Origin of the sequence: Actinoplanes sp. NPDC051470 (genome assembly GCF_040682035.1) — a bacterium.
Taxonomy (GTDB): domain Bacteria; phylum Actinomycetota; class Actinomycetes; order Mycobacteriales; family Micromonosporaceae; genus Actinoplanes.
In genome coordinates, this window is sequence record NZ_JBFBAA010000003.1 from 296,251 (window position 1) to 318,778 (window position 22,528).

Sequence of the window (22,528 nt, forward strand, 5' to 3'; positions counted from 1 at the left end):
AGGGCCCGGGAGGTGAACTCCCGGGCCCTTCGTGTTGCGCCGTGGCTCAGCGGCCGGAGGTGATCTCCTCGCGCTTGTCCGGAGCGGTGACCGGCGGGACGGCCGGGGACACCGGCGCCTCGATCGGCTGCTCGACCGGGAAGAAGAAGCCCTTCACCGCGGGCGCCAGGGCGCCGAGGCGGTTCATCTTCTTCGGGACGACCCACCCGGCGTAGTCGAGCGGGACCGGGTGGCCATGGCCGTCGACCGGGCCGAGCGGCTGGTGGACCTCGTAGAACCGGCCGTCGGGGGCCCGCTTGATGATGCCGGTCTCGACACCGTGGGCGAGCACCTCGCGGTCGTGTTGCTGGAGGCCCAGGCAGACCCGGACGGCGATGAAGTAGGCCAGTGGCGGCAGAAGCACCAGGCCGATGCGGCCGCCCCAGGTCATCGCGTTCAGGCTGATGTGGAACTTGTCGGCGATCACGTCGTTGCCGCCGGACAGGGTGGCCACGAAGAAGAACGTGAAGGCCATGAAGCCCAGGCCGGTGCGCTCGGGCGCGTCACGGGGGCGCTGGAGCAGGTGGTGTGCCCGGTGGTCCTTGAGGCGCCGGGCCTCGATGAACGGGTAGGCCATCGGCACCGTGGTCAGCGCGCCGAGACCGACCACGGCGGGCCAGAACAGCGGCGGGATGCTGTAGCCGTCGCCGATCGGCAGCGTGATCTGCCAGGCGGGCATGAGCCGGACCAGGCCGTCCATGAACATGACGTACCAGTCGGGCTGGCTCGCCGACGACACCTCGGAGGCGCGATAGGGGCCGAACAGCCAGATCGGGTTGATCTGGAACAGGCCGGCCATCAGGGCGACCACCCCGAAGACGGCCATGAAGAAGCCGCCCTGCTTCAGCGCGTACCGCGGGAACATGCGCTCGCCGACCACGTTGTGGTTGGTCCGCCCGGGGCCCGGCCACTGGGTGTGCTTCTGGGCGAAGACCAGGCCCAGGTGCACGCTGATCAGCGCGAGCAGGCCGCCGGGGATGAGCAGCACGTGGGCGATGTAGAAGCGGCCGATGATCAGGTGGCCGGGGAACTCGCCGCCGAAGACCGACGCCGAGATCCAGGTGCCGGCGATCGGGATGGACAGCATGATCGCCGAGGCGATGCGGAGGCCGGTGCCGGAGAGGCCGTCGTCGGGGAGCGAGTAGCCGGTGAAGCCGGCCAGGAAACCCAGCAGGAACAGGGCCATGCCGATCGCCCAGTTGGCCTCGCGCGGCTTCCGGAACGCGCCGGTGAAGAAGATGCGCGCCATGTGCACGACGATGGACGCCATGAACAGCAGCGCCGCCCAGTGGTGCATCTGCCGCATGAACAGGCCGCCGCGCACCTCGAAGGACAGGTTCAGCGACGATTCGTACGCCGCCGACATCTCGACGTTGCGCAGGCCCGGGTAGGCGCCGTTGTAGGCCACTTCCTTCATCGACGGGTCGAAGAAGAGGGTCAGGAAGACGCCGGTGAGCAGCAGGATGATGAACGAGAACAGGGCGATCTCGCCCAGCAGGAACGACCAGTGGTCAGGGAAGACCTTGTTGAGCAGCCCGCGCAGCGGCGTGGCCGCCTTGTAGCGGTCGTCGAGACCCTTGCCGACATTGGCCGGGACCTGGGTCACATCGAATTTCCGGCGCTTCATGGCCGCTCCCAGAAGTCGGGTCCAACAGTCTCCCGGTAGTCCGAACTTGCCACAAAGAAGCCCTCCGCGTCCACCGAAATCGGCAGCGCGGGCAGCCTGCGACTGGCCGGGCCGAAGATCGGCCGGGCGTTGTCGGTGATCAGGAACTGCGATTGGTGGCAGGGACAGAGCAACCGGTTGGTCTGCTGCTCGTACAGGCTGGCGGGGCAGCCGGCATGGGTGCAGATCTTGGAGTACGCGACGTAGTTACCCCACATCACGCCCTTGTTGCGCGCGTCGTTCTCGGTCGCCTGGCGGGTCGCCTCGGCGTCCTGGTCGCGCAGGTGGATGAGCAGCGTCGGCGAGTCGGCGTACTCGTTCGTCGCGCCACCCGGGATGCCCGGGAAGACGGTGAGCTGGCCGCCCACGCTGACGTCGGAGGGCCGGATCGGGGTGCCGTTGGGCCGGGTGAGCCGGACCAGCTTGCCCTCGTTCGCCACCGGGTCGAAGCCGGTGTGGAACATGATCGGCTCGTCGTCCTTGTGTGGATTCTCGATCAGCCCGCCGATCAGCGGCGCCGCGGCGACCAGGCCGAGCGGCGCCAGGCCGAGCCCGATCGCGCCCTTGAGCAGCGGCCGGCGCTGCACGCCGAGCTCGTCGACCATGTAGGCCATGGTCTGGCCGGTGATCAGCCGGTCGTCGTCGCTGGACGGCTGGTCGTGCCGGTCCTGGATCGAGACCTCGTGCGGCAGCAGCTTCTTGGCCCAGGAGAGGATCGCGAAGCCGAGGGACAGCAGCGAGATGCCCAGCGAGATGCCGAGCACCGCGGTGTAGTAGTCGTTGATCTGGTGGCCCAGCTCGTACTCCCACGGCCACCAGATGTATGCCACCAGGAAGACCAGCGCGCCGGCGCCGGAGAGCAGGAACAGCAGCGCGATGTTGCGCACCACCCGCTTCTCGGCCTTGGAGTTGGCGCCCTGGAACTGCGACTCGTACGTGACGATCTCGATGTCGTCCCGGCGAGCGCCCTCCTTGATGATCTCGAAGCGCGACAGCCGGGGGTCCTGCACGTCGACCGGCTCGGTGCCGGAGTCGTGCGTACCGTCGTGCACAACCGTCATGACTTCCCCGCAATCCAGAGGGCCACGAAGACGAGAATGGTGATGCCGATGACGAAGATCGCCAGGCCCTCGGTCACTGGACCATAGCGCCCCAGGTTGAACACGCCGCCCGGGTCCTTGTCCTGCTGGAGCTGCAGATTGACGTACGTGATGATGTCGCGCTTCTCGTCGGGCGAGAGCTCGTTGTCACCGAACACCGGCATGTTCTGCGGGCCGGTGAGCATCGCCGCGTAGATCTCCTCGGGCGTCGCGTCGTGCAGGCTCGGCGCGTACTTGCCGGAGGACAGGGCGCCGCCGCCACCGCCGAAGCCGTGGCAGGAGGAGCAGTTGACCCGGAACAGCGCGCCACCGGCGGACAGCGCGTCGGGCTTGTTCTCCAGGTTCTCGACCAGCTCGCCGGACGGCAGCTGGGGGCCGCCGCCGATCTCCTGGATGTACTGACCGATCTGCTTGGTCTGCGCCTCGTCGAACTGCGGCGCCTTCTCCTCGGCCTGGGCCTCCTGCCGGGTCATCGGCATGCGGCCGGTGCCGACCTGGAACTCGACGGCGGCCGAGCCGACGCCGATCAGGCTCGGGCCGCGGTCGGTGACGCCCTGCGCGTCGCGCCCGTGGCAGGTGATGCAGCTGTTGTCGAACAGCGCCTTGCCCTCTTGCGCCGAGGCGGTCAGCGTGCGGTCGTCCTCCGCCGCCGCGTTCGGCGTGAACGCGGTGTAGACGCCGCCGGCCAGGGCCAGGGCGGCGATCATCCGGACCGCGGCGCCGAGGCGGCGGCGCGCACGGCTGGGTGCGCTGCGCTTCCGGGCGAAGACCCGGAAGCGAGGGCCGCCGTGGGGGTCAGAAGTCATCTGCGGTCGTCCTCTTGTGTCGAACCTTGCTCACGGACGGGCGGGCGAGGGTCCATGGTCACTGCAGCCAATAGATCATCGCGAACAGCGCGATCCACACGACGTCCACGAAGTGCCAGTAGTAGGAGACCACGATCGCCGAGGTCGCCTGGGCCGGCGTGAACCGGCCCATGGTCGTCCTGATCATGTAGACGATGAAGGCGATCAGACCGCCGGTCACGTGCAGACCGTGGAAGCCGGTGGTCAGGTAGAACATCGAGCCGTAGCCGTCGGCCTGGAGCGTGATGCCCTCGTGCGTGACCAGGTTGCGGTACTCGTTCGCCTGGCCGAGCACGAAGATCAGGCCCATCACGAAGGTGACCGTGAACCAGCGTCGCAGCCCGAACACATCGCCCTTCTCGGCCGCGAACACACCGAGCTGGCAGGTCACCGAGGACAGCACCAGGATCACGGTGAACGTGGTCGCGTACGGGATGTTCAGCGCCTCGGTGTGCTCCTCCCACAGCTGCGGCGCCGCCGCCCGGATGGAGAAGTACATCGCGAACAGCGCCGCGAAGAACATGAGCTCGCTGGAGAGCCACACGATGGTCCCCACGCTGACCATGTTGGGTCGGGTCAGCGAGTGAATCCTGCTCTTGTCGATGGCTGAAGCCGCAGTCACGGGCTCATTATTGCCCCGCGATCAGGACAACATGTCGCGGGGGGCCTAATCCGGCGTGTGTCGCGCCCCGGTATAACGATCACCACGACGGGAGGCCTAGCCTCGAACGGTGCATCTCGCCGAAATGCCTGCTCTCCTCGCCGACGCGGGGAATACTGCGCCGCCCCCGTTCACCGTCGGCGCGATCTTCACGCAGATCCACCTGACCAGCCTGATCGCCCTGTTCATGGTGGTGGCGGCGGCCGTGTATCTCTACGGCGTCCGGCGGCTGCGCCGGCGCGGGGACGCCTGGCCGGCCGGTCGCACCATCGCCTTCCTGGTGGGCGGGCTGGGCTCGATCGCCGCGGTCACGGTCAGCGGGGTCGAGGCGTACGACACCACGCTGCTGTCGGTGCACATGATCCAGCACATGGTGCTGTCCATGGTGGGGCCGATCTTCCTGGCGCTGGGCGCTCCGGTGACGCTTTTCATGCGTACGGCCGGAGCACGCCCGCGAAAGAAGCTGGTCAGCCTGCTGCACAGCCGCCCGGTGAGCGTGATCACCTTCCCGCTGGTCGCGTTCGGCCTGTTCGTGGCCAACCCGTTCGTCCTCTACTTCACCGGCCTCTACCGGGCCACCCTGGAACACGCCTGGCTGCACGAGTTGGTCCACGTGCACTTCATCGTGACCGGTTGCCTGTTCTTCTGGCCGCTGCTGGGCCTCGACCCGCTGCCCAACCGCTGGCCCTACCCGGCCCGCGCGCTGCTGATGGTGCTGTCGGTGCCGTTCCACACGGTCCTCGGGCTGACGATCATGCAGAGCACCACGCTGCTCGGCGGCGACTGGTACCCGAACCTGGCCCTGGCCTGGTCCGACCCCAAGAACGACCAGGTGGTGGCCGGCGGCATCCTGTGGGCCGGCGGCGAGGTGGTCAGTGTCACGATGCTGGGCATCCTGGTGCTGCAGTGGATCAGGCAGTCGGAACGTGAGGCTCGCCGCGTCGACCGCCAGCTCGACCGCGAGGAGGCGGCGGCGGCCTCGCGCGGCCCGGAGGCCCCGGCGGAATAGCCGGTTCGCTACGATCAGCAGGCAGCTACGACCCTGGGAGCGCGGGGAATCATGAGCGACAAGTACACCGTCCTGCTCTACAGCGACGACGTCGCCGTGCGCGACAAGATCCGGCAGGCCATCGGCCCCCGGCCCGCGGCCGATCTGGCGATCGAGTTCGCCGACGCGACGACCTGGGAAGATTGCCGCAACCTGCTCGACACGTACGAGATCGATCTGATGATCCTCGACGGCGAGGCCAACCCGGCCGGCGGCATCGGGATCGCCCGGCAGACCAAGGACGAGTACGCCGACCCGCCGCCCACCTGCGTGGTGATCGCCCGGGCCGCCGACCGCTGGCTGGCCGCGTACGCGCAGGTCGACGCCACCCTGCTCTTCCCGCTCGACCCGGTGACCACCGGCCAGACGGTGGCCGGCATGCTCCGCGCCCGGCGCAACGGCGCCATCCCGCTGGGCACCATGGGCAAGCTGGGCTGACGGGTCATGGCCGACCGCACCTGGCCCAACCTGCTGAGCAGCGTGCTCGCCGGCACCGACCTCGACACCACCGACACCGCCTGGGCGATGGGCGAGATCATGGCCGGCAACGCCACCCCGGTCCAGATGGCCGGCCTGGCCATGGCCCTGCGGGCCAAGGGCGAGACGCCCGGTGAGCTGGCCGGCCTGGTCGAGGCCATGCTGGCCGCCGCCACGCTGATCGAGCTGCCCGAAGACGTCCGGGCCGACGCGGTCGACGTGGTCGGCACCGGCGGCGACCGGGCCCACACGGTGAACATCTCCACGATGGCCGCGATCATCGTGGCCGCGTCCGGCGTGCGGGTGGTCAAGCACGGCAACCGGGCCGCCTCGTCCAAGTGCGGCACGGCCGACCTGCTCGAGTTCTTCGGCATCCCGCTCGATCTGGGCCCGCGCGGCGTGATCCGCACGGTCGCCGAGGCCGGCATCGGCTTCTGCTTCGCGGCCCGCTACCACCCGGGCATGCGGCACGCCTCGGTCACCCGCCGCGAGCTGGGCGTTCCCACGTTCTTCAACATGCTCGGCCCGCTGACCAACCCGGCCCGCCCGCGCTCGGCCGCGGTCGGCTGCTTCGACCTGCGGATGGCCCCGGTGATGGCCGAGGTGTTCGCGCGGCGGGGCGACACCGCGGTCGTGCTCCGCGGCGAGGACGGCCTGGACGAGTTCACCACCGCCGCGCCGACCCGGGTCTGGCTGGCCCGCGACGGCAAGGTCGAAGAGGCCCTGGTCGACTCGACCGAGCTGGGCCTGCCCCGGAGCCGGGAAGGCGACCTGCGGGGCGGTGACGCGCCGTTCAACGCCGACGCGGCCCGCCGCATGTTCGCCGGTGAGCCGGGCCCGATCCGCGACGCGGTGCTGCTCAACGCGTCGGCCGCGCTGGCCGCGCACGCCGGCCTGCCGGGCGACTTCCGCGAGACGCTGCGGTCGGGGCTGGTCCGCGCGGCCGAGACCGTCGACGCGGGAGCGGCCACCGCCCTGCTCGACCGCTGGGTGACCGTGGCCCAGGCCGCGAAGGCCGAGGAAGGCTGAGACGCGACACGCCGCGCCACATACCACGCTTCACCTGCGGTTCGTGGCAGCGTCGACAGCACAACCGGGGAATTCCACCTTCCGACGAGGAGAGGAGCCACCCGTGGGAGACCGTGAACTGCGCTGCGTCATCTGTGACCGCGACATGATGTTCGAGGTGCCGCCCTGCCCCGACGGGCATGAGGACGACTGTCCCGAACTGCTGTGCACGCGTTGTGGCGCCGCCGAGATGCTCTTCCCGCTGTCCTTGCGGGTCCGCCGCTTCCACGGCGTCGCCCCGCAGCAACGCCGAGCCGCCTGATCAACGAGCAAGGCCCGCGCTTCGAGAAGAAGCGCGGGCCTTGAAACGTCAGCAGATCAGTGTTCGGCCGGGTGCCGGGTGCCGGTGTAGTACTCGAAGATCATCGCGGACGCGGTGACGATCACCAGAATCAGGCCCAGGGCGATCAGCCACCACATCCAGAACACCAGGCCGAGGCCGGCGATCGAGGCGGACAGCGCCACACCGAACGGCCAGTAGCTGCCCGGGCTGAAGAAGCCGATCTCGCCGGCGCCCTCGGCGATCTCGCCGTCTTCCCGGTCTTCCGGGCGCAGGTCGATGCGGCGGGAGACGAACCAGAAGAAGCCGCCGCACATCGCGCAGAGCAGGCCGGAGAGGATCAGCGCGACCGTGCCGATCCACTCGACCCCGCCGCTGGCCCCGTTGGTCCACGTGCCGTAGACGGTCGCCGCGGCCCACAGGAAGGCGGCGACGCCGGCGAAGATCTTGTATTCGGTCTTCAACTCAGGCCCTTACTTTCCCGCGGTGATCTGCGTCTGGCCGGACTGGTTCCAGCTCTGGCCGTGCCGGCGGGTGTCGAACGGCTGAGTGGTCGTCGCGTACCGGTCGGCGCCGGTGAAGCCGATCGCCTCCATCGCCGAAGCGGTGTCCGCGCCGCCCTTCTTGGCCGCCAGGAACTGGTCGAACCGGGTGGGCGAGACCACGACCATCTCGAAGTTCATGAACGCGTGGTAGGTGCCGCACAGCTCGGCGCAGTGGCCGACGTAGCGGCCCTCCTTGTCGAGGGTGACCTCGAACTGGTTGCGCACGTTGCCCGGGAACACGTCGCGCTTGAAGAGCAGCTCGGGCACCCAGAACGAGTGGATGACGTCGGGGCTGGTCTCCTCGAACCGGATCTTCTTGCCGGTGGGCAGCACCAGCAGCGGGATCTGGTCGTCCGACCCCAGCGTGGAGGCCACCGTGCCGGCGTCCTTGCCCACGCCGTCGCGGTAGTTGAACTGCCAGTTCCACTTGAACGCGACGACCTCGACGACCTGGTCGGGATTGCGCGAGAGCTTGTCGACGTCGGTCTGCACGATCGCGGTGTAGTAGAAGAGCACCGCCACGATCAGCACCGGCGTGACCGTGTAGAGGATCTCCATCGGCATGTTGAACCGGGTCTGCACGGGCAGCTCGTCGCCGCGCTTGCGGTACCGGATGATGCACCAGAAGATCAGGCCCCACACGAAGAAGCCGACGACCAGCGCGGCGATGACCGAGCCGATCCAGAGGTCGTACATCTTGTGGGCCTGCAGGCTGACACCCGGTCCCGGCCAGCCGAAGTGGCCGAAGCGCTCGCCGAAGTCGACCAGCGAGCAGCCGGACAACAGCGCCAGCAGCCCCGCCGCAACAGCGCCGAGCCCGACGATCCGGGTGGCCCGTGGCCGAGCGGTCCTACTCTTTACGCCCACGTGCTCCATGCCTCCCAATCAGCGTCGTCCCCGTTGCTGAACCGGACACCGACGCCCAGGCGTTACCGACGGTCGCAGACTACTCGACCTGGCCCTACCGACCCGTTGCGGGGTCCGATCTCCGCGCCCCCGGACACGTGGCGGACGCCTGCTCTCAACAACCGGACGATACCGTTTCCCAGGTGGAAAACAGCGCCGATCCGGTCGGTGCGGCGTCGTACTTCGACGCCGCGACCGCTACCCCCCTGCATCCCGTCGCGCGGGAGGCCTGGCACGCCGCCCTGGAGGACGGGTGGGCCGACCCGGAACGGCTCTACGCGAGCGGGCGGCGGGCCCGCCGGCTGCTGGAGGCGGCGCAGGCCGCGGCGGCTGAGAGTCTCGAGGTACGCCCGGACGAGCTGTCCTTCTGGCCGTCCGGCACGGCCGCCCTGCACGCCGGCGTCCTGGGCGGCCTGGCCGGGCGGCAGCGGGCGGGCTCGACCCTGGTCCACTCCGCGATCGAACACTCCGCGGTGCTGCACATCGCCGCCGCGCACGGCGACTCCGCCTCGGTCGGTGTCGATCTGCTCGGGCGGCTCGACCTGGAGGCGTGGGACCAGGCGGTGTCCGCGCCCGGGGTCGCGCTGGCCAGCCTGATCAGCGCCAGCCACGAGGTCGGCACCGTGCAGCCGATCGAGGTGGCCGCCGCGTACTGCGCCGAGGCCGGGGTTCCGCTGCTGGTCGACGCGGCTCAGACGCTCGGCCGGGCGCCGGTGCCGGAGGGCTGGTCGATGCTGGCCGCCAGCGCGCACAAGTGGGGCGGCCCGCCCGGGGTGGGACTGCTGGTGGTGCGCAAGGGCGTTCGCTGGCGGTCGCCGTACCCCGGTGATGATCTTTATCGTCCCCGGTCGCCGGGCGCGGCCGACGTGCCGGCCATCGTCGCGGCCGCGGCCTCGCTGCGGGCCGTGCTGGACGAGGCGGACACCGAGGCGAAGCGGCTGTCCGCGCTGGTCGAGCGGATCCGGACCGAGGTCGCCCGGACCGTGCCGGACGTCGAGGTGGTCGGCGACCCGGACAACCGGCTGCCCCACCTGGTGACGTTCTCCTGCCTGTACGTGGACGGCGAGGTGCTGTTGCACGCGCTGGACCGCGCCGGGTTCGCGGTCTCCTCGGGTTCCTCGTGTACGGCGTCCACGCTCCAGCCGAGCCACGTGCTGGAGGCGATGGGCGTGCTCAGCCACGGCAACGTGCGGGTGTCGCTGCACCGCGGCACGACCGCCGACGAGGTGGAACGCTTCCTGGCGGTGCTGCCGGGGCTGGTGGCCGGCATCCGGGCGGAGGCGGGGATGTGACCGAGATCGACTGCCGGGGCCGCCGCTGCCCCATTCCGGTGATCGAGCTGGCCCGGTTCTTGAAGAACGCCGAGATCGGTACGGAGGTCCGGGTGCTCGCCGACGACCCGGCCGCCGCCAACGACATCCCGGCGTGGTGCAGGCTCAAGGGTCAGGAGTTCCTCGGAGCCTCCGGCCCGGCGGCCTTCGACGTGCGAAAGATCACTTAGACCCACGTCCACATTCGCCTCGCGAGGCCACGCCCCGGCAGCGAAAGATCACTGAGTGAGGTACGCGACCACGGGCGCCGTCGGGTCGCGGGCCAGGAACGTGTCCACGACCAGGCGCGGTCCCAGGTAGGGCTCCCACTCGGCCTGCCGCTCGAGCACCCGCACCCAGTCGGGAATGCCGTCGTGGTCGCGGGTGGCGTAGCGCGCCTCGACCCGGCGGCGGTGCTCGGCGTCGTCACCGCAGACCACCTCGACCACCCGCAGCCGCACCTTCTGGCGCTCGGCCAGGTCGACCCAGAGCTGGCGGGCCGCCCGGACCGGGTTCACCGCGTCGATGATCACGCTGTGCCCGACCCGGAGCTGCTCCTCGGCCAGGGCGGCCACCACCCCGTAGGCCGCGAACCCGGGCCGCTGCTCGGTCACCTGGTAGCGCTGGAGGGTGAAGTCGACCGTGTCCACGGCGAGCACCGCGGCCGGCAGAGCGCCCGCCACCTGCGCGGCGAGCGTGCTCTTGCCGACACCGGGCAGCCCGGCGAACACCGCCAGCACGGACATGGCGCGATCAGGCCGGCAGGTGGGACTTGATCTCGGCGGCGGCCTCGGACCCGTACGAGTCGGCGAAGCGCTTGGCGAAGTCGTCGCCCTTCACCTCGTACTCCTGGCCACCCGCCGTCTCCAGCACCAGGGCCGCCACCAGCGAACCCACCTGGGCGGAGCGCTCCAGGCCCAGCCCCCAGCTGATGCCGCTGAAGAAGCCGGCCCGGAAGCCGTCGCCGACGCCGGTCGGGTCGGTCGCCAGCACGTCGCGGGCCACCGGCACGTGGATCCGGTCGATGCCGTGGCCGGTGATCTCGACCCCGTCCTTGCCCAGCGTGGTGACCCGGATCTTGACCTGGTCGAGCACCTGGTCGCCGGTCAGGCCGGCCTTGGTCTCAAGCATCGAGCGCTCGTACTCGTTGGTCAGCAGGTAGTCGGCGCCCTGGATCAGCGCCATCACGTCGCTGCCCTCCATGCGCGCGAGCTGCTGGGACGGGTCGGCGGCGAAGGCCAGCCCGCGGGTGCGACACTCCTGCGAGTGGCGCAGCATCGCGGCCGGGTCGTTCGCGCTGATCAGCACCAGGTCGAGGCCGCCGGCGCGGGCCGCGACCGGGCCCAGCTCGATGTCGCGGGCCTCGGACATCGCGCCGGCGTAGAACGAGGCGATCTGGTTGAGGTCGTCGTCGGTGGTGCAGACGAACCGCGCGGTGTGCGCGACCTCGCTGATGTGCACCGAGCCGCAGTCCACCCCGTGCCGCTCGAGCCACGACCGGTAGTCGGCGAAGTCGGCGCCGACCGCGCCGACCAGGATCGGCGACAGGCCGAGCAGGCCCATCCCGTACGCGATGTTGGGCGCCACCCCGCCACGCCGCACCACCAGGTCGTCGACCAGGAACGACAGCGACACCTTGTGCAGCTGGTCGGCGATCAGGGACTCGGCGAAACGGCCGGGGAAGTGCATCAGATGGTCGGTGGCGATCGAGCCGGTTACGGCGATCTTCATGTCGGCCCTCGATGTCGTGAACGGGGGGTTGCCCGGCGAGCCTACCGGCACCGGCCCTCGGACGAGAAAAGGCCGCCCTCCACGCGGAGAGCGGCCTTTTCCGTTGCTGTCAGTGGAACGAGTCGCCACACGCGCACGAGTTCTGCGCGTTCGGGTTGTCGATGGTGAAGCCCTGAGCGTCGATCCGGTCGGCGAAGTCGATCGTCGCGCCGGCGAGATACGGAGAGCTCATCCGGTCGACCACGACCTCGACGCCGTCGAAGCCGGCCACGATGTCGCCGTCGAGCGAGCGCTCGTCGAAGAAGAGCTGGTAGCGAAGACCCGAACAGCCACCCGGCTGCACGGCGATACGCAGGCGCAGGTCGTCGCGCCCTTCCTGTTCGATGAGGGCCTTGACCTTGACAGCGGCAACGTCGGTCAGGGTGACGCCGGTCGGCGCGGCGACCGTGGTGGCCTCGGTCGACTCGGTGTGCGCTTCAGTGGTCACTGCGGATCTCCCAGCTTGCGGACGGTGTTCTGCCGTTAGTCAGCAACGCTAACCCTGTTGGCGGAGATTCCCAATCCAGGAGATCGGAATCACCCGAGGCCGGAAATCACCTGCTCCATTGTCCCGCCAGCCGGGCGCCGATCTCGCGCAGCCCCCGGGCCGGCTCGGCCAGCGCCTGCTCGGTGCCGCCGAAGTGGTCGACCAGCGAGTGCGTCTCGGTCACACCGGCCGCGGCCGCCTCACGCATCCCGGTCTCCACCCGGCCGGCCACCACCACGCAGGCCAGGCCGCGGTCCCGGGCGCCGTTGGCCACGCCGGCGGCCACCTTGCCCCGCAGGCTCTGGTGGTCGAACGAGCCCTCGCCGGTGATCACCAGGTCGGCCCGGTCCAGCTCGGCCTCCAGCCCGATCGCCTGGGTGATCAGCGCAATCCCGGAGACCACCCGGCCGCCCAGCGCCAGGAGCGCCGCGCCCAGCCCGCCCGCCGCGCCGGCGCCGGGGGCGGTCCGCAGCCCGTCCACGCCCAGGTCGCGCTCGAGAATCCCGGCGAAGTGGTCGAGCGCGGCGTCCAGGCGGAGCACGTCCTCGCGGGAGGCGCCCTTCTGCGGGCCGAAGACGCTGCTGGCGCCGTGCAGGCCGGTCAGCGGGTTGTCCACGTCGGTGGCGGCGATCAGCGAGACCGGGCGGAGGGTGGGTGGTCCGGCCAGTTTGTCGGCCGAGATCAGGGGCGCGCCGCCGTACGGGAGGGCGAAGCCGACCACGTCCAGCGGGCCGGCGCCGAGCGCGGCGAGCAGGCCGGCGCCGCCGTCGTTGGTGGCGGAACCGCCCAGGCCCACGATCACCTCGGTCGCGCCGGCCTCGGCGGCGGCCGCGATCAGCAGCCCCAGGCCGTACGACGTGGTCGCGCCGGGATCGCGCTCCTTCTCGGTGAGCAGGTGCAGGCCGCAGGCTTGAGCGCTTTCCACGTACGCCGTGGTCCCGGCCAGCAGCACCTCCCCCGCCGCCGGCCGGCCCAGCGGATCGACGGTCCGCACCGGCAGCCGGGTGGAGCCGTCGATCGCGGCGGCGAGCACCTCCACGAACCCCGGGCCGCCGTCGGCCAGCGGCCGCAGCACCGTCTCGTCGTCGGGCCGGGCCGCCCGCCAGCCCTCGGCCAAGGCCTCCGCCGCGGCGGGGGCGGAGAGCGTGCCGGCGAACTTGTCGGGGCAGATGAGTACGCGCACGGGGTGACCGTACAGGCGACGCTCAGCAATTCATGTCACTGTGGGTGTCATGGCCACTCTCATGCAGCGACTGCAGAAGTTCCTCCGCAGCCCGCAGGGGCAGCGGATCGTCGAGCAGGGCCGGCGCCAGGCGGCCAAGCCCGAGAACCAGGCGCGCGCCCGGCGGCTGCTGGCCCGCCTCCAGGGCCGCCGCCGCTAGTGCCGCGGGGTGGTGAACGCCACCGTTATGCGGCGGCAACGCTGTGCCACCATGATTCTTGTGACGTCTACCTGGACTGAGCCTTCCAACACGGCCACCGCCCTGCTCCTGCTCGGCCGCGGCACCGACCCCGCCAGCGAGCGCGGGGTCGACTGCCCGGGCGATCTGCCCGCGCCCAGCGACCCCGGTCTGGTCGAGCGGGCCCGCGCCGCCAAGGCGGCGCTGGGCGACCGCGTCTTCGTGCTCGGCCACCACTACCAGCGCGATGAGGTCATCCAGTTCGCTGACGTCACCGGCGACTCGTTCAAGCTGGCCCGCGAGGCCGCCGCCCGGCCCGACGCCGAGTTCATCGTGTTCTGCGGCGTGCACTTCATGGCCGAGAGCGCCGACATCCTGACCTCGCCGGCCCAGCGCGTCGTGCTGCCCGACCTGGCGGCCGGCTGCTCGATGGCCGACATGGCCGTGCTCGGGCAGGTCGAGACCGCCTGGGAACAGTTCGAAGACCTCGGCCTCACCGACCAGATCATCCCGGTGACGTACATGAACTCCTCGGCCGACATCAAGGGCTTCGTCGGCCGCAACAAGGGCGTGGTGTGCACGTCGTCCAACGCCCAGCGCGCGCTGACCTGGGCGTACGAGCAGGGCAGCAAGGTCTTCTTCCTGCCCGACCAGCACCTCGGGCGCAACACGGCGGTCCTCGAGATGGGTCTCACGCTCGACGACTGCGTGCTCTACGACCCGCACAAGCCGAACGGCGGGCTCACCGCCGATCAGGTGCGCGACGCCAAGATGATCCTGTGGCGCGGGCACTGCTCGGTGCACGGGCGCTTCACCATCGACAGCGTGCGTGAGGTGCGCGCGCGCGTACCCGGCGTCAATGTCCTGGTCCACCCGGAATGCCGGCACGAGGTCGTCCGGGCCGCCGATCAGGTCGGCTCGACCGAATACATCATCAAGGCGCTGGAGGCCGCGCCCGCGGGTTCGGCCTGGGCGGTGGGTACGGAGCTCAATCTGGTCCGCCGGATGGCGAACGCCCACCCCGACAAGCAGATCATGTTCCTGGACCGGGCGGTCTGCTACTGCTCCACGATGAACCGCATCGACCTGCCCCATCTGGTGTGGGCGCTGGAAGAGCTGGTCGCCGGCCGGGTCCCCAACCAGATCGCCGTCGACCCCGACACGGCCCATCACGCGCGGGTGGCGCTCGACCAGATGCTGGCCCTTCCCTGACCATTACGCACGGTTACGCCCTGTTGTCCGTACGCACGGGTGTGTCTTTGTGTTGCCTTAATCATCAGGGATTCGTGCCATCTCGCGGCTTGTGGTGACTGCCGCCCGCATCACTCAGGGCTATGCTCTCCGGGCCCCTCATACCCGCCGGGCGGCTTCCCCCGCCCCCTCTGGAGGTTCCGTGACCGACGACGTCCTGGCTGTGCACGGCGGTGCGCCGCTGCACGGGCAGATCCGGGTCCGTGGTGCCAAGAACCTGATCTCCAAGGCCATGGTGGCCGCCCTGCTGGGCGAGTCGCCCAGCCGCCTGTTCGACGTACCGGGCATCCGTGACGTGGAGGTCGTCCGCGGCCTGCTCGAGCTGCACGGTGTCAAGGTCAGCGACGGCGTCGACGACGGTGAGCTGGTGATGGACCCGACGCATGTCGAGACCGCCAGCACCGACGAGATCAACGTGCACGCCGGCTCCAGCCGCATCCCGATCCTGTTCTGCGGCCCGCTGCTGCACCGGCTCGGCCACGCGTTCATCCCCGACCTGGGCGGCTGCCACATCGGGCCGCGCCCCATCGACTTCCACATCCAGGCGCTGCGCGAGTTCGGCGCGGTCGTCGACAAGGCGCCCGAGGGCATGCACCTCAGCGCGCCCAACGGGCTGCACGGCGCCAAGCTGGAGCTGCCGTTCCCGAGCGTCGGCGCCACCGAGCAGGTGCTGCTCACCGCCGTCCGCGCCGAGGGCGTCACCGAGCTGCGCAACGCGGCCATCGAGCCCGAGATCCTCGATTTGATCTGCGTGCTCCAGAAGATGGGCGCGATCATCACCGTGCACACCGACCGGGTCATCGAGATCCAGGGCGTGCCGAGGCTGCACGGTTACAGCCACCGTCCGATCCCCGACCGGATCGAGGCCGCCAGCTGGGCCTCGGCCGCCCTGGCGACGCACGGCGACGTCGAGGTGCTCGGCGCCCGCCAGGCCGACATGATGACGTTCCTGAACGTCTTCCGGTCCATCGGCGGCGAGTTCGAGATCACCGACGAGCGGGTCGGCCGGCCCGGCGTCACCCCGCACGAGGGCGGCATCCGCTTCTGGCACCCGGGCGGCGAGCTCCAGGCGGTCGCCCTGGAGACCGACGTGCACCCCGGCTTCATGACCGACTGGCAGCAGCCCCTGGTGGTCGCCCTGACCCAGGCCCGCGGGCTGTCGATCGTGCACGAGACCGTGTACGAGCAGCGGCTCGGCTACACCGACGCGCTGAACGCGATGGGCGCCACGGTCCAGGTCTACCGTGACTGCCTGGGCGGCACCCCGTGCCGCTTCGGCCGGCGCAACTTCAAGCACTCGGCGGTCATCGCCGGGCCGTCCAAGCTGCACGCCGCCGACCTGGTCATCCCCGACCTGCGGGCCGGGTTCGCCCACCTGATCGCGGCGCTGGCCGCCGAGGGCACGTCGAAGGTGTACGGGGTCGACCTGATCAACCGCGGCTACGAGCACTTCGAGGACAAACTGTCGGCCCTCGGCGCGCACGTCGAGAGGATCTAGATTTATTGGCGTAGGGCGGCTCTCCGCATGTGAGCCGCCCTTCGTTACCCTTCATGACGTGCCCTCGCTGTTTCGTCGCAAGACCTCAGACGCCCCCGCCACCTCCGACGTGGCCGAGGAGGTCGTCGAGCCTGCCCGGCCCAAGAACTACACCCCTTCCAAGAAGGAACTGGGCCAGGTCACGCCCAAGCGGGTGAGCAGCCAGCGGCGGGTGACCGAGCCGGCGCCCCAGAACCGGCGCGAGGCGTACAAGAAGATGCGCGAGCGCCAGCGCGAGGAGCGCGCCGAGGCCTCCGCGGGCATGCGGGCCGGCGACGAGCGTTACCTGCTGGCCCGTGACCGGGGCCCCGAGCGGCTGCTGGTCCGCAACATCGTCGACAGCCGCCGCACCGTCGGCACCTACTTCTTCGCCGGCGCGATCATCGTGCTGATCGGCTCGTCCACCCGGATGCCGCAGCCCGTGCAGCTCGCGGCCAACCTGCTGTGGGCGATCCTGGCGGTCGCGGTGATCATCGACAGCTTCCTGATCGCGCGCAAGGTGCGGGCGCTGGTGCGCGAGCGGTTCCCGAAGACGACGCAGCGGCTCGGGTCGTTGTCGCTGTACGGGATCATGCGGGGGCTGACGTTCCGCCGCATGCGCGTGCCGAAGCCGGCCGTTCAACTCGGCGAGAAGGTCTGATTCGTTCCTCCCCCGTCGTTCGGGTTGGCACGTCAACTCCGTGGACGGAGTGAGTACTCACTCCGTATCGTCAGGGCATGACCGACGAGACCGCCCGGCGCCGTGCCCCGGGAATGACACCCGAAGAACGGCGCGCCATGATCGTGCGCGCCGCCCTGCCCCTGGTCGCCGAGTTCGGCGGCGCCGTCACCACCGCCCAGGTCGCCCGCGCGGCCGGCATCGGCGAGGCCACCGTCTTCCGGGCCTTCGACGACAAGGACGCCCTGATCAGGGCCTGCATCGCCGAGGCGCTCAACCCGGCGGACATGCTCCGCGAACTCCACTCCATCCCGCTGGACACCGCGCTGGAAGACCGGCTCCTCGAGGCCGCCGAAGCGCTCGACGCCCACCTCGGCCGGATGGGCGCGGTGATGGGCGCGATCCACGCCTCGGGCATGCCACACCGCCGCCCGCCCCGCGACCGCGCCGACGCGAACCCCGACCGGCCGGCAGCGGAGGGCCGGCCGGCTCGTCCGCTCGGGCCGGAGGCCGTACTGGAAGCGGGCCGGTCGTCCGGGCGGGAGGCTCCGCTGCCCGAAGCCCGCTCGTCGGCCCGGGAGGCATCGCGAATCGCCGTCGCCGAAGCCATCACCGACCTGATGGAGCCGGATCGCGCCGAGCTGCGGGTCTCCCCTGCCCAGGCCGCGGGTGTGTTCCTGCAGTCGCAGTTCGGGCGGCCGCCCGTGATGGAGAGCACGGACCGCCGTCTGATGATCGACCTCTTTCTGCACGGCGCTCTCCGCCGGGAACCCACCCCGGCCTGACCCACCCACCCCCGGCCGGATCCGCGCTACGGGGCGAGGGGCCGCTGCTGGCCGCCGATCGCGCCGACTTCATGGCGACGCTGCTGTCGGCCGGATCGCCGCACACCCGGCGGGACATCTACGTGCTCCAGCTCGAACCGGGCAGCCCGCGCGAGGCCGAGGCGCACATCCCGGGCAGCGTCGAGCACGTCGTGGTCGGCGCGGGGCAACTCGTCGCCGGCCCCTCCGACGACACGGTCGAGCTCGCGCCGGGCGACTACGTGGCGTTCCCCGGCGACGTCCCCCCACCGCTACGAGGCGGTCGCCCCCGGCACCTGGGCCATGCTCGTCATGGAACATCGTTAGAAACATTCTTGAGTACGCGCGACGTGAGCTCGCCGTGGCACACCGCGAGCGAGTCGCTGGTCAGGGCCGTGAACGCGAGTCTCGCGTGTCTGCCAGTCGGCCGAGCAAGAACGAACGCTCTTTCTCGCTGTCCGTGAGAGCCAGCGCCTCCTCGTACGCGTCGATCGCCTCGTCCCAGCGCCCGAGGCGGCGCAGAAAATCCGCGCGGGCGGCGCTGAGGTAGCCGTACGTGGCCAGCGCGGGGTCGTCGAGCAGCGGCGCGAGCGCGTCCAGGCCCGCCGCCGGCCCGTCCCGCAGGCCGATCGCCACGGCGCGGTTGAGCTCGACCACCGGCGACGGCCAGAGCCCGCGCAGCACGTCGTACAGGGCGGCGATCTCCGCCCAGTCGGTGTCGGCCCAGGTCGCCGCCTCGGCGTGCACGGCGGCGATCGCGGCCTCCACCGCGTACCGCGTAGGTGGCCTTCGGCGTAGCGCGTCGGTCAGCAGGGCGACGCCCTCGGCGATCAGGCCGCCGTCCCACCGGGTGCGGTCCTGTTCCGGCAGCAGCAGCATCCGGCCGTCGGCCGACACCCGGCTGCCCGAACGCGCGTCGATGAGCAGCAGCAACGCGAGCAGCCCGCTGACCGCGGCGTCGGTCGGCATCAGCAGGTGCAGCGTGCGGGCCAGGTCGATCGCGCTGTCCACGAGGTCGCGGCGGATCAGGCGCGGTCCGGCCGGCGCGGTGTGCCCGGTCGTGAAGATCAGGTGCACCACGTCGAGGACGGCGCCGACCCGCTCGGCGAGATCGTCCGCGGCGGGCACCCGGTACGGGATGCGCGCGGTGGCGATCTTCTTCTTGGCCCGGGTGATCCGGGCGGCCATGGTCGGCTCGGACACCAGGAAGGCGCGGGCCACCTCGGCCGTCGACAGGCCACACACGAGGCGCAGGGTCAGCGCGATCCTGGCCTCGCCGGACAGCGCCGGATGGCAGCAGGTGAAGATCAGCCGGAGCCGGTCGTCGTCCAGGCCGTCCTCCGGGCCGGGCGCCGGGTCCTCGGCCACCAGCAGCGGCATCCGGCGGCGGAACCGCTCCTCGCGGCGGCGCAGGTCGAGCGCCCGGTTCCGGGCGACGCTGGTCAGCCAGGCGCCCGGCCGGTCCGGCACGCCGTCCCGGGCCCAGGTGTGCAGGGCCTGCTCGTACGCGTCCTGGGTGCACTCCTCGGCCAGGTCGAGGTCGCGGGTCACCTGGGCCGCACAGGCCAGCACCCGGCTCCAGTCGCGGCGGTGCGCCTCGGCGACCGCCGCGACCACGTCCTCGGTCATCCGTGCTCCACGACCGGGCGGATCTCCACGCCGCTGTGCCCGGCCCGCACCTCGGGCAGCAGCGACGCCAGCTTGATCGCCTCGTCCAGATCGGCCGCCTCCAGCAGGTAGAAGCCGCCGAGCACCTCCTTGGTCTCCAGGAACGGACCGTCGGTGGTCACCACGCCGCCCGCGCCATCCGCCCGCAGCGTCGTCGCCGTCGTCGCCGTCTCGAGCTGCTCGCCGCCGAGGATCCGGGCGCCGGCCTCCGCGCTGAAGGCGCCGTGCGCCGCGCCGTGCGCCGTCCACTGGTCCGGGGTCATCGCGTCCCACTGCCGCGGGTCGCCCTGGATGAGGAGCATGTACTTGGCCATGTCACGCCTTTCGTCGAGGTACATCTACCCTCACGACGTCCGGCGGGGAAGGCGGATCGACAACCGGGGTCAGCGGGCGGTGTAGAGGCGGGCCACCACGTCCTCGATGTCCGGCTCGACCAGGGACAGGTCGCGCACCGGGGCGGCGGTCATCAGGGCTGCCACGGCCTCGGCGGCGGTTGCCGACTCGAGCGTGAACGACACCCGGTGGCCGTCCGCCTCGGTGGCCGCCAGGGTGGCCCCGGCCAGCGCGAACGACGCCGGCAGGGGCGCGTCCAGGTCGGCCACCAGGCGGCGGCGGGAGCCGTAGCGGGCGTGCAGGTCCTCGATCGTGCCGTCGTGCACCACGTGACCGTGGTCGATCACGACCAGGCGGCGGCACAACCGTTCGATGTCGGCCAGATCGTGGGTGGTCAGCATCAGCGTGACGTCGCCGGTCGCGCCCAGCTCGGCCAGGAAACCGCGGACCGCCTGCTTGCTGACCACGTCCAGGCCGATCGTCGGCTCGTCCAGGAACAGCACCTCGGGGCCGTGCAGCAGGGCCGCGGTGATCTCGCCGCGCATCCGCTGGCCGAGCGACAACTGGCGCACCGGGGTGTCGAGGAACGGGTCCAGGTCGAGCAGCGACCGGCACCGCGCGAGCCGGGCCGCGTGGTCGGCCGGCGGCACCCGGTAGATGTGCCGGAGCAGCGTGAACGACTCGTGCAGCGGCAGGTCCCACCACAGCTGGGAGCGCTGGCCGAAGACCACGCCGATGCGGCGGGCCAGCCTCGTACGCTGCGGGACCGGGGTCAGCCCACACACCGTCACGGCGCCCGCGGACGGGGTCAGGATGCCGGTCAGCATCTTCAGCGTGGTCGACTTCCCGGCGCCGTTCGGGCCGATGTAGCCGACCATCTCGCCCCGGTCGACGGTCAGGTCGATGCCGTCCACGGCCGGCACCGTGCGTTTTCGACGGCGGAACCGGCCCACCCGTACGCGTACCGCGAAGTCTTTTCGAAGGTCTCGCATCTCGATGACAGTCATGATCCGGTGCTCCGGTAGTGGCGGATGCCGGCACGCCAGGCCAGCGCGGCGACGGCGGCCGCGACCAGCGCGACCAGCGGTGAGAGGTAACCGGCCCAGGCGGGCAGGCCGAGCGGATCGGTGCGGCCCAGGAGGGTCAGCGCCGGCTGGTAGGCCACAAAACCGAAACCCAGCGCGTACGCGAAGACGGCCCGGAACCAGGCCGCATAGACCGGCACCGGGTACGTCGTGAAGTCGCGCCCGCCGTAGGTGAACGCGCTGCCGATCTCGCCCGAGTCCACCCACCAGAACGCCAGGCTGGCGCTCAGTACGAAGATCGCGCCGAAGAAGACCAGCCCCGCCAGCGGGGTGACCACCAGCAGAACCACCCGGGCCGGTGTCCAGTCGAGGTCGTTGAGCCGGACCGCGATGGCCAGCACCACGCCCGCCAGGACCACCCGCAGCACCTTGCGGAACGGCAGATCCATGCACAACAGCTGCCACAGGGAACCCAGCGGACGCACCAGGATCACGTCCATCAGGCCGCTGCGGACGTACGTCTTGAGGTGATCGACGTTGCCGACGAGCAGGTCGGCCAGCGCGAACCCGACCGACGACAGCCCCGCGACGAGCAGCGCCTCCTCCAGCGTGAAACCGCCCACCCGCCGGCCGGCGCCGAACAGCACCAGGACCGTGCTGATGTCCAGCACCACGGTCAGCGAGTGGGAGATCATCTCGACCAGGAACGACAGCCGGTACGACACCATCGACCGGAACTGGCCGCCGATCAGATGGGCGTACGCCCGGGCCTGGTCACCCACCCTGGACCACCAGCTTGCGCTCGGCCCGCTTCTGGACCTTGAAGCAGGCGACCAGCAGGCCCACGGCCCACATCGCCTGAACCGCCACCAGCCCCGACTGGAGCAGCGGCCCGTCCCGCTCGACCAGCACGTCGGCCGGCGACTGGAGCACGCTCGGGAACGGGGTGGCCACGTACAGCAGAATCGCCGCCCAGTCCGGCAGCAGCCGCAGCGGGAAGTACAGCCCCGCCAGCACGCCCGTCGACAGCGTCCACAGGGCGATCGGGCCGCGGGCGTCGGCCAGCCAGTACGCCGTCGCGTTCACCAGGAACCGGCCCCCGAAGCTGACCACCGAGGCCAGCAGCATCGACAGGACGAACAGCGGGATCGTGCCCGGGCGCTGCGGGACGTACAGCGGGAAGAAGATCGCGCCGACCACGATCGGCGGCACGAACCGAGTCAGCACCGCGTGCCCGAAACGCCCCATATCAGCGGCCAGGTAGCTGACCACCGGCGGAATCGGGCGCAACAGGTCGGCCGCCACCTCGCCGGTGCGGATCCGGTCGGCCAGCTCCGTCCAGCCCCAGATCCCCACCACACTGATCAACCCTTGACCCAGCCAGACGTACGTGGCCAGCTGCGCGACGTCATATCCGGCCGCGGTCCCGCTGACCGTCGCGCCCGCAACGGCCAGAATGACGTAACAACGGAGGAAGCCGAAGACGACATTCGTGAACGCACCGGCTATGGTGGCCTGCCGATAGGTCGACCAGCGCCGGAACCCCGACCGAGCTAGTGCACCGAACGTGACCACGCCCTCCCTGGCGTCGAGCCGGTCCACGTCGATACGCTCCTTCCCAAACCCCCGCAGTGGAGCCGGGCGACTGTAC

Annotated in this window: 26 protein-coding genes; 11 read left to right on the forward strand and 15 right to left on the reverse strand. The window is 70.7% G+C overall.

Annotated elements, in window-relative coordinates; genetic code table 11:
- Window positions 1-46 precede the first annotated feature (46 nt).
- Genes AB0M54_RS08485 through AB0M54_RS08500 form a run of 4 tightly spaced genes read right to left on the reverse strand, consistent with a single transcriptional unit; the run spans window position 47 to window position 4,272 of the window.
- Complete coding sequence (locus tag AB0M54_RS08485; RefSeq protein WP_364328290.1) at window positions 47-1,666, reverse strand: ubiquinol-cytochrome c reductase cytochrome b subunit; 1,620 nt, start codon at window positions 1,664-1,666, stop codon at window positions 47-49.
- Window positions 1,663-2,766, reverse strand: coding sequence for a Rieske 2Fe-2S domain-containing protein (locus tag AB0M54_RS08490; RefSeq protein WP_364328287.1), 1,104 nt, complete (start codon window positions 2,764-2,766; stop codon window positions 1,663-1,665). Before AB0M54_RS08490 ends, AB0M54_RS08485 begins: the two co-directional genes overlap by 4 nt.
- Complete coding sequence (locus tag AB0M54_RS08495) at window positions 2,763-3,611, reverse strand: cytochrome c (protein WP_364328284.1); 849 nt, start codon at window positions 3,609-3,611, stop codon at window positions 2,763-2,765. The genes AB0M54_RS08490 and AB0M54_RS08495 overlap by 4 nt, the downstream gene beginning before the upstream one ends.
- 58 nt (window positions 3,612-3,669) lie before the next feature.
- Complete coding sequence (locus AB0M54_RS08500; RefSeq protein ID WP_364328281.1) at window positions 3,670-4,272, reverse strand: heme-copper oxidase subunit III; 603 nt, start codon at window positions 4,270-4,272, stop codon at window positions 3,670-3,672.
- 124 nt (window positions 4,273-4,396) lie between these two features.
- Here AB0M54_RS08500 and AB0M54_RS08505 point away from each other — a divergent pair, with 124 nt between their 5' ends.
- The 4 genes from AB0M54_RS08505 (at window position 4,397) to AB0M54_RS08520 (ending at window position 7,166) form a co-directional block, all read left to right on the forward strand.
- Window positions 4,397-5,320: a cytochrome c oxidase assembly protein gene (locus AB0M54_RS08505; protein ID WP_364470057.1), complete on the forward strand. Its 924-nt coding sequence runs from the start codon at window positions 4,397-4,399 to the stop codon at window positions 5,318-5,320.
- Window positions 5,321-5,371: 51 nt separating this feature from the next.
- Complete coding sequence (locus tag AB0M54_RS08510) at window positions 5,372-5,797, forward strand: hypothetical protein (RefSeq protein ID WP_364328279.1); 426 nt, start codon at window positions 5,372-5,374, stop codon at window positions 5,795-5,797.
- Window positions 5,798-5,803: 6 nt separating this feature from the next.
- Window positions 5,804-6,865 carry an anthranilate phosphoribosyltransferase gene (trpD, locus tag AB0M54_RS08515; protein WP_364328277.1) on the forward strand — a complete coding sequence of 354 codons (1,062 nt, stop codon included), beginning with the start codon at window positions 5,804-5,806 and terminating at the stop codon, window positions 6,863-6,865.
- 103 nt (window positions 6,866-6,968) lie between these two features.
- Window positions 6,969-7,166, forward strand: a complete 198-nt coding sequence (locus tag AB0M54_RS08520) for a hypothetical protein (protein WP_364328274.1) — start codon at window positions 6,969-6,971, stop codon at window positions 7,164-7,166.
- Window positions 7,167-7,222: 56 nt separating this feature from the next.
- Here AB0M54_RS08520 and AB0M54_RS08525 read toward each other — a convergent pair whose 3' ends face one another.
- The gene (locus tag AB0M54_RS08525; RefSeq protein WP_364328271.1) at window positions 7,223-7,648 is read right to left on the reverse strand and encodes a cytochrome c oxidase subunit 4; all 426 of its coding nucleotides are present in this window, start codon (window positions 7,646-7,648) and stop codon (window positions 7,223-7,225) included.
- Between the two features lie 9 nt (window positions 7,649-7,657).
- Window positions 7,658-8,605: a cytochrome c oxidase subunit II gene (gene coxB / locus AB0M54_RS08530; RefSeq protein ID WP_364328269.1), complete on the reverse strand. Its 948-nt coding sequence runs from the start codon at window positions 8,603-8,605 to the stop codon at window positions 7,658-7,660.
- A gap of 173 nt (window positions 8,606-8,778) precedes the next feature.
- Here coxB and AB0M54_RS08535 point away from each other — a divergent pair, with 173 nt between their 5' ends.
- Both AB0M54_RS08535 and AB0M54_RS08540 read left to right on the forward strand, forming a co-directional pair.
- Complete coding sequence (locus tag AB0M54_RS08535; protein WP_364328267.1) at window positions 8,779-9,927, forward strand: aminotransferase class V-fold PLP-dependent enzyme; 1,149 nt, start codon at window positions 8,779-8,781, stop codon at window positions 9,925-9,927.
- A complete protein-coding gene (locus AB0M54_RS08540) occupies window positions 9,924-10,136 on the forward strand; it encodes a sulfurtransferase TusA family protein (protein WP_364328264.1) in 213 nt (70 codons plus the stop codon). Before AB0M54_RS08535 ends, AB0M54_RS08540 begins: the two co-directional genes overlap by 4 nt.
- A gap of 48 nt (window positions 10,137-10,184) precedes the next feature.
- Here AB0M54_RS08540 and AB0M54_RS08545 read toward each other — a convergent pair whose 3' ends face one another.
- From AB0M54_RS08545 to AB0M54_RS08560, 4 genes are all read right to left on the reverse strand, one after another.
- Window positions 10,185-10,691 (reverse strand): ATP-binding protein, encoded by a 507-nt coding sequence (locus AB0M54_RS08545; protein ID WP_364328261.1) that lies wholly within the window; start codon window positions 10,689-10,691, stop codon window positions 10,185-10,187.
- Between the two features lie 7 nt (window positions 10,692-10,698).
- Window positions 10,699-11,676, reverse strand: coding sequence for a carbohydrate kinase family protein (locus tag AB0M54_RS08550; protein ID WP_364469910.1), 978 nt, complete (start codon window positions 11,674-11,676; stop codon window positions 10,699-10,701).
- Window positions 11,677-11,785: 109 nt separating this feature from the next.
- On the reverse strand, window positions 11,786-12,163 hold the full coding sequence (erpA, locus tag AB0M54_RS08555; RefSeq protein WP_364328256.1) for an iron-sulfur cluster insertion protein ErpA: 378 nt from the start codon (window positions 12,161-12,163) through the stop codon (window positions 11,786-11,788).
- 106 nt (window positions 12,164-12,269) lie between these two features.
- A complete protein-coding gene (locus tag AB0M54_RS08560; RefSeq protein WP_364328253.1) occupies window positions 12,270-13,385 on the reverse strand; it encodes a glycerate kinase in 1,116 nt (371 codons plus the stop codon).
- 49 nt (window positions 13,386-13,434) lie between these two features.
- On the opposite strand from AB0M54_RS08560, the gene AB0M54_RS08565 reads away from it, so the two are divergent.
- The 5 genes from AB0M54_RS08565 to AB0M54_RS08585 all read left to right on the forward strand — a co-directional run bounded on the left by AB0M54_RS08565 (window position 13,435) and on the right by AB0M54_RS08585 (window position 17,833).
- Entirely contained in the window at window positions 13,435-13,584 is a 150-nt protein-coding gene (locus AB0M54_RS08565; RefSeq protein WP_364328251.1) for a hypothetical protein, read from the forward strand.
- 51 nt (window positions 13,585-13,635) lie between these two features.
- Entirely contained in the window at window positions 13,636-14,814 is a 1,179-nt protein-coding gene (gene nadA / locus AB0M54_RS08570; RefSeq protein ID WP_364469912.1) for a quinolinate synthase NadA, read from the forward strand.
- 181 nt (window positions 14,815-14,995) lie between these two features.
- The gene (murA, locus tag AB0M54_RS08575) at window positions 14,996-16,351 is read left to right on the forward strand and encodes a UDP-N-acetylglucosamine 1-carboxyvinyltransferase (protein ID WP_364328245.1); all 1,356 of its coding nucleotides are present in this window, start codon (window positions 14,996-14,998) and stop codon (window positions 16,349-16,351) included.
- 58 nt (window positions 16,352-16,409) lie between these two features.
- Complete coding sequence (locus AB0M54_RS08580; protein WP_364328242.1) at window positions 16,410-17,030, forward strand: DUF3043 domain-containing protein; 621 nt, start codon at window positions 16,410-16,412, stop codon at window positions 17,028-17,030.
- A gap of 77 nt (window positions 17,031-17,107) precedes the next feature.
- A complete protein-coding gene (locus AB0M54_RS08585; protein WP_364469914.1) occupies window positions 17,108-17,833 on the forward strand; it encodes a TetR/AcrR family transcriptional regulator in 726 nt (241 codons plus the stop codon).
- 405 nt (window positions 17,834-18,238) lie between these two features.
- Here AB0M54_RS08585 and AB0M54_RS08590 read toward each other — a convergent pair whose 3' ends face one another.
- Genes AB0M54_RS08590 through AB0M54_RS08610 form a run of 5 tightly spaced genes read right to left on the reverse strand, consistent with a single transcriptional unit; the run spans window position 18,239 to window position 22,479 of the window.
- Entirely contained in the window at window positions 18,239-19,480 is a 1,242-nt protein-coding gene (locus tag AB0M54_RS08590) for a sigma-70 family RNA polymerase sigma factor (RefSeq protein WP_364469916.1), read from the reverse strand.
- Window positions 19,477-19,857, reverse strand: coding sequence for a YciI family protein (locus AB0M54_RS08595; protein WP_364328230.1), 381 nt, complete (start codon window positions 19,855-19,857; stop codon window positions 19,477-19,479). Before AB0M54_RS08595 ends, AB0M54_RS08590 begins: the two co-directional genes overlap by 4 nt.
- A gap of 45 nt (window positions 19,858-19,902) precedes the next feature.
- Window positions 19,903-20,859, reverse strand: coding sequence for an ATP-binding cassette domain-containing protein (locus AB0M54_RS08600; protein ID WP_364469918.1), 957 nt, complete (start codon window positions 20,857-20,859; stop codon window positions 19,903-19,905).
- The gene (locus tag AB0M54_RS08605; protein ID WP_364328225.1) at window positions 20,856-21,659 is read right to left on the reverse strand and encodes an ABC-2 family transporter protein; all 804 of its coding nucleotides are present in this window, start codon (window positions 21,657-21,659) and stop codon (window positions 20,856-20,858) included. Before AB0M54_RS08605 ends, AB0M54_RS08600 begins: the two co-directional genes overlap by 4 nt.
- Complete coding sequence (locus tag AB0M54_RS08610) at window positions 21,652-22,479, reverse strand: ABC-2 family transporter protein (RefSeq protein ID WP_364328222.1); 828 nt, start codon at window positions 22,477-22,479, stop codon at window positions 21,652-21,654. The genes AB0M54_RS08605 and AB0M54_RS08610 overlap by 8 nt, the downstream gene beginning before the upstream one ends.
- Window positions 22,480-22,528 lie beyond the last annotated feature (49 nt).

What these genes read in the sequence shown, in the direction of transcription:
- AB0M54_RS08485 (WP_364328290.1), bottom strand. Translation starts at nt 1,666, where the DNA reads ATGAAGCGCCGGAAATTCGATGTGACCCAGGTCCCGGCCAATGTCGGC.
- AB0M54_RS08490 (WP_364328287.1), bottom strand. Translation starts at nt 2,766, where the DNA reads ATGACGGTTGTGCACGACGGTACGCACGACTCCGGCACCGAGCCGGTC.
- AB0M54_RS08495 (WP_364328284.1), bottom strand. Translation starts at nt 3,611, where the DNA reads ATGACTTCTGACCCCCACGGCGGCCCTCGCTTCCGGGTCTTCGCCCGG.
- AB0M54_RS08505 (WP_364470057.1), top strand. Translation starts at nt 4,397, where the DNA reads ATGCCTGCTCTCCTCGCCGACGCGGGGAATACTGCGCCGCCCCCGTTC.
- AB0M54_RS08510 (WP_364328279.1), top strand. Translation starts at nt 5,372, where the DNA reads ATGAGCGACAAGTACACCGTCCTGCTCTACAGCGACGACGTCGCCGTG.
- trpD (WP_364328277.1), top strand. Translation starts at nt 5,804, where the DNA reads ATGGCCGACCGCACCTGGCCCAACCTGCTGAGCAGCGTGCTCGCCGGC.
- coxB (WP_364328269.1), bottom strand. Translation starts at nt 8,605, where the DNA reads ATGGAGCACGTGGGCGTAAAGAGTAGGACCGCTCGGCCACGGGCCACC.
- AB0M54_RS08545 (WP_364328261.1), bottom strand. Translation starts at nt 10,691, where the DNA reads ATGTCCGTGCTGGCGGTGTTCGCCGGGCTGCCCGGTGTCGGCAAGAGC.
- AB0M54_RS08550 (WP_364469910.1), bottom strand. Translation starts at nt 11,676, where the DNA reads ATGAAGATCGCCGTAACCGGCTCGATCGCCACCGACCATCTGATGCAC.
- AB0M54_RS08565 (WP_364328251.1), top strand. Translation starts at nt 13,435, where the DNA reads ATGGCCACTCTCATGCAGCGACTGCAGAAGTTCCTCCGCAGCCCGCAG.
- nadA (WP_364469912.1), top strand. Translation starts at nt 13,636, where the DNA reads ATGATTCTTGTGACGTCTACCTGGACTGAGCCTTCCAACACGGCCACC.
- AB0M54_RS08585 (WP_364469914.1), top strand. Translation starts at nt 17,108, where the DNA reads ATGACCGACGAGACCGCCCGGCGCCGTGCCCCGGGAATGACACCCGAA.
- AB0M54_RS08590 (WP_364469916.1), bottom strand. Translation starts at nt 19,480, where the DNA reads ATGACCGAGGACGTGGTCGCGGCGGTCGCCGAGGCGCACCGCCGCGAC.
- AB0M54_RS08595 (WP_364328230.1), bottom strand. Translation starts at nt 19,857, where the DNA reads ATGTACCTCGACGAAAGGCGTGACATGGCCAAGTACATGCTCCTCATC.
- AB0M54_RS08600 (WP_364469918.1), bottom strand. Translation starts at nt 20,859, where the DNA reads ATGACTGTCATCGAGATGCGAGACCTTCGAAAAGACTTCGCGGTACGC.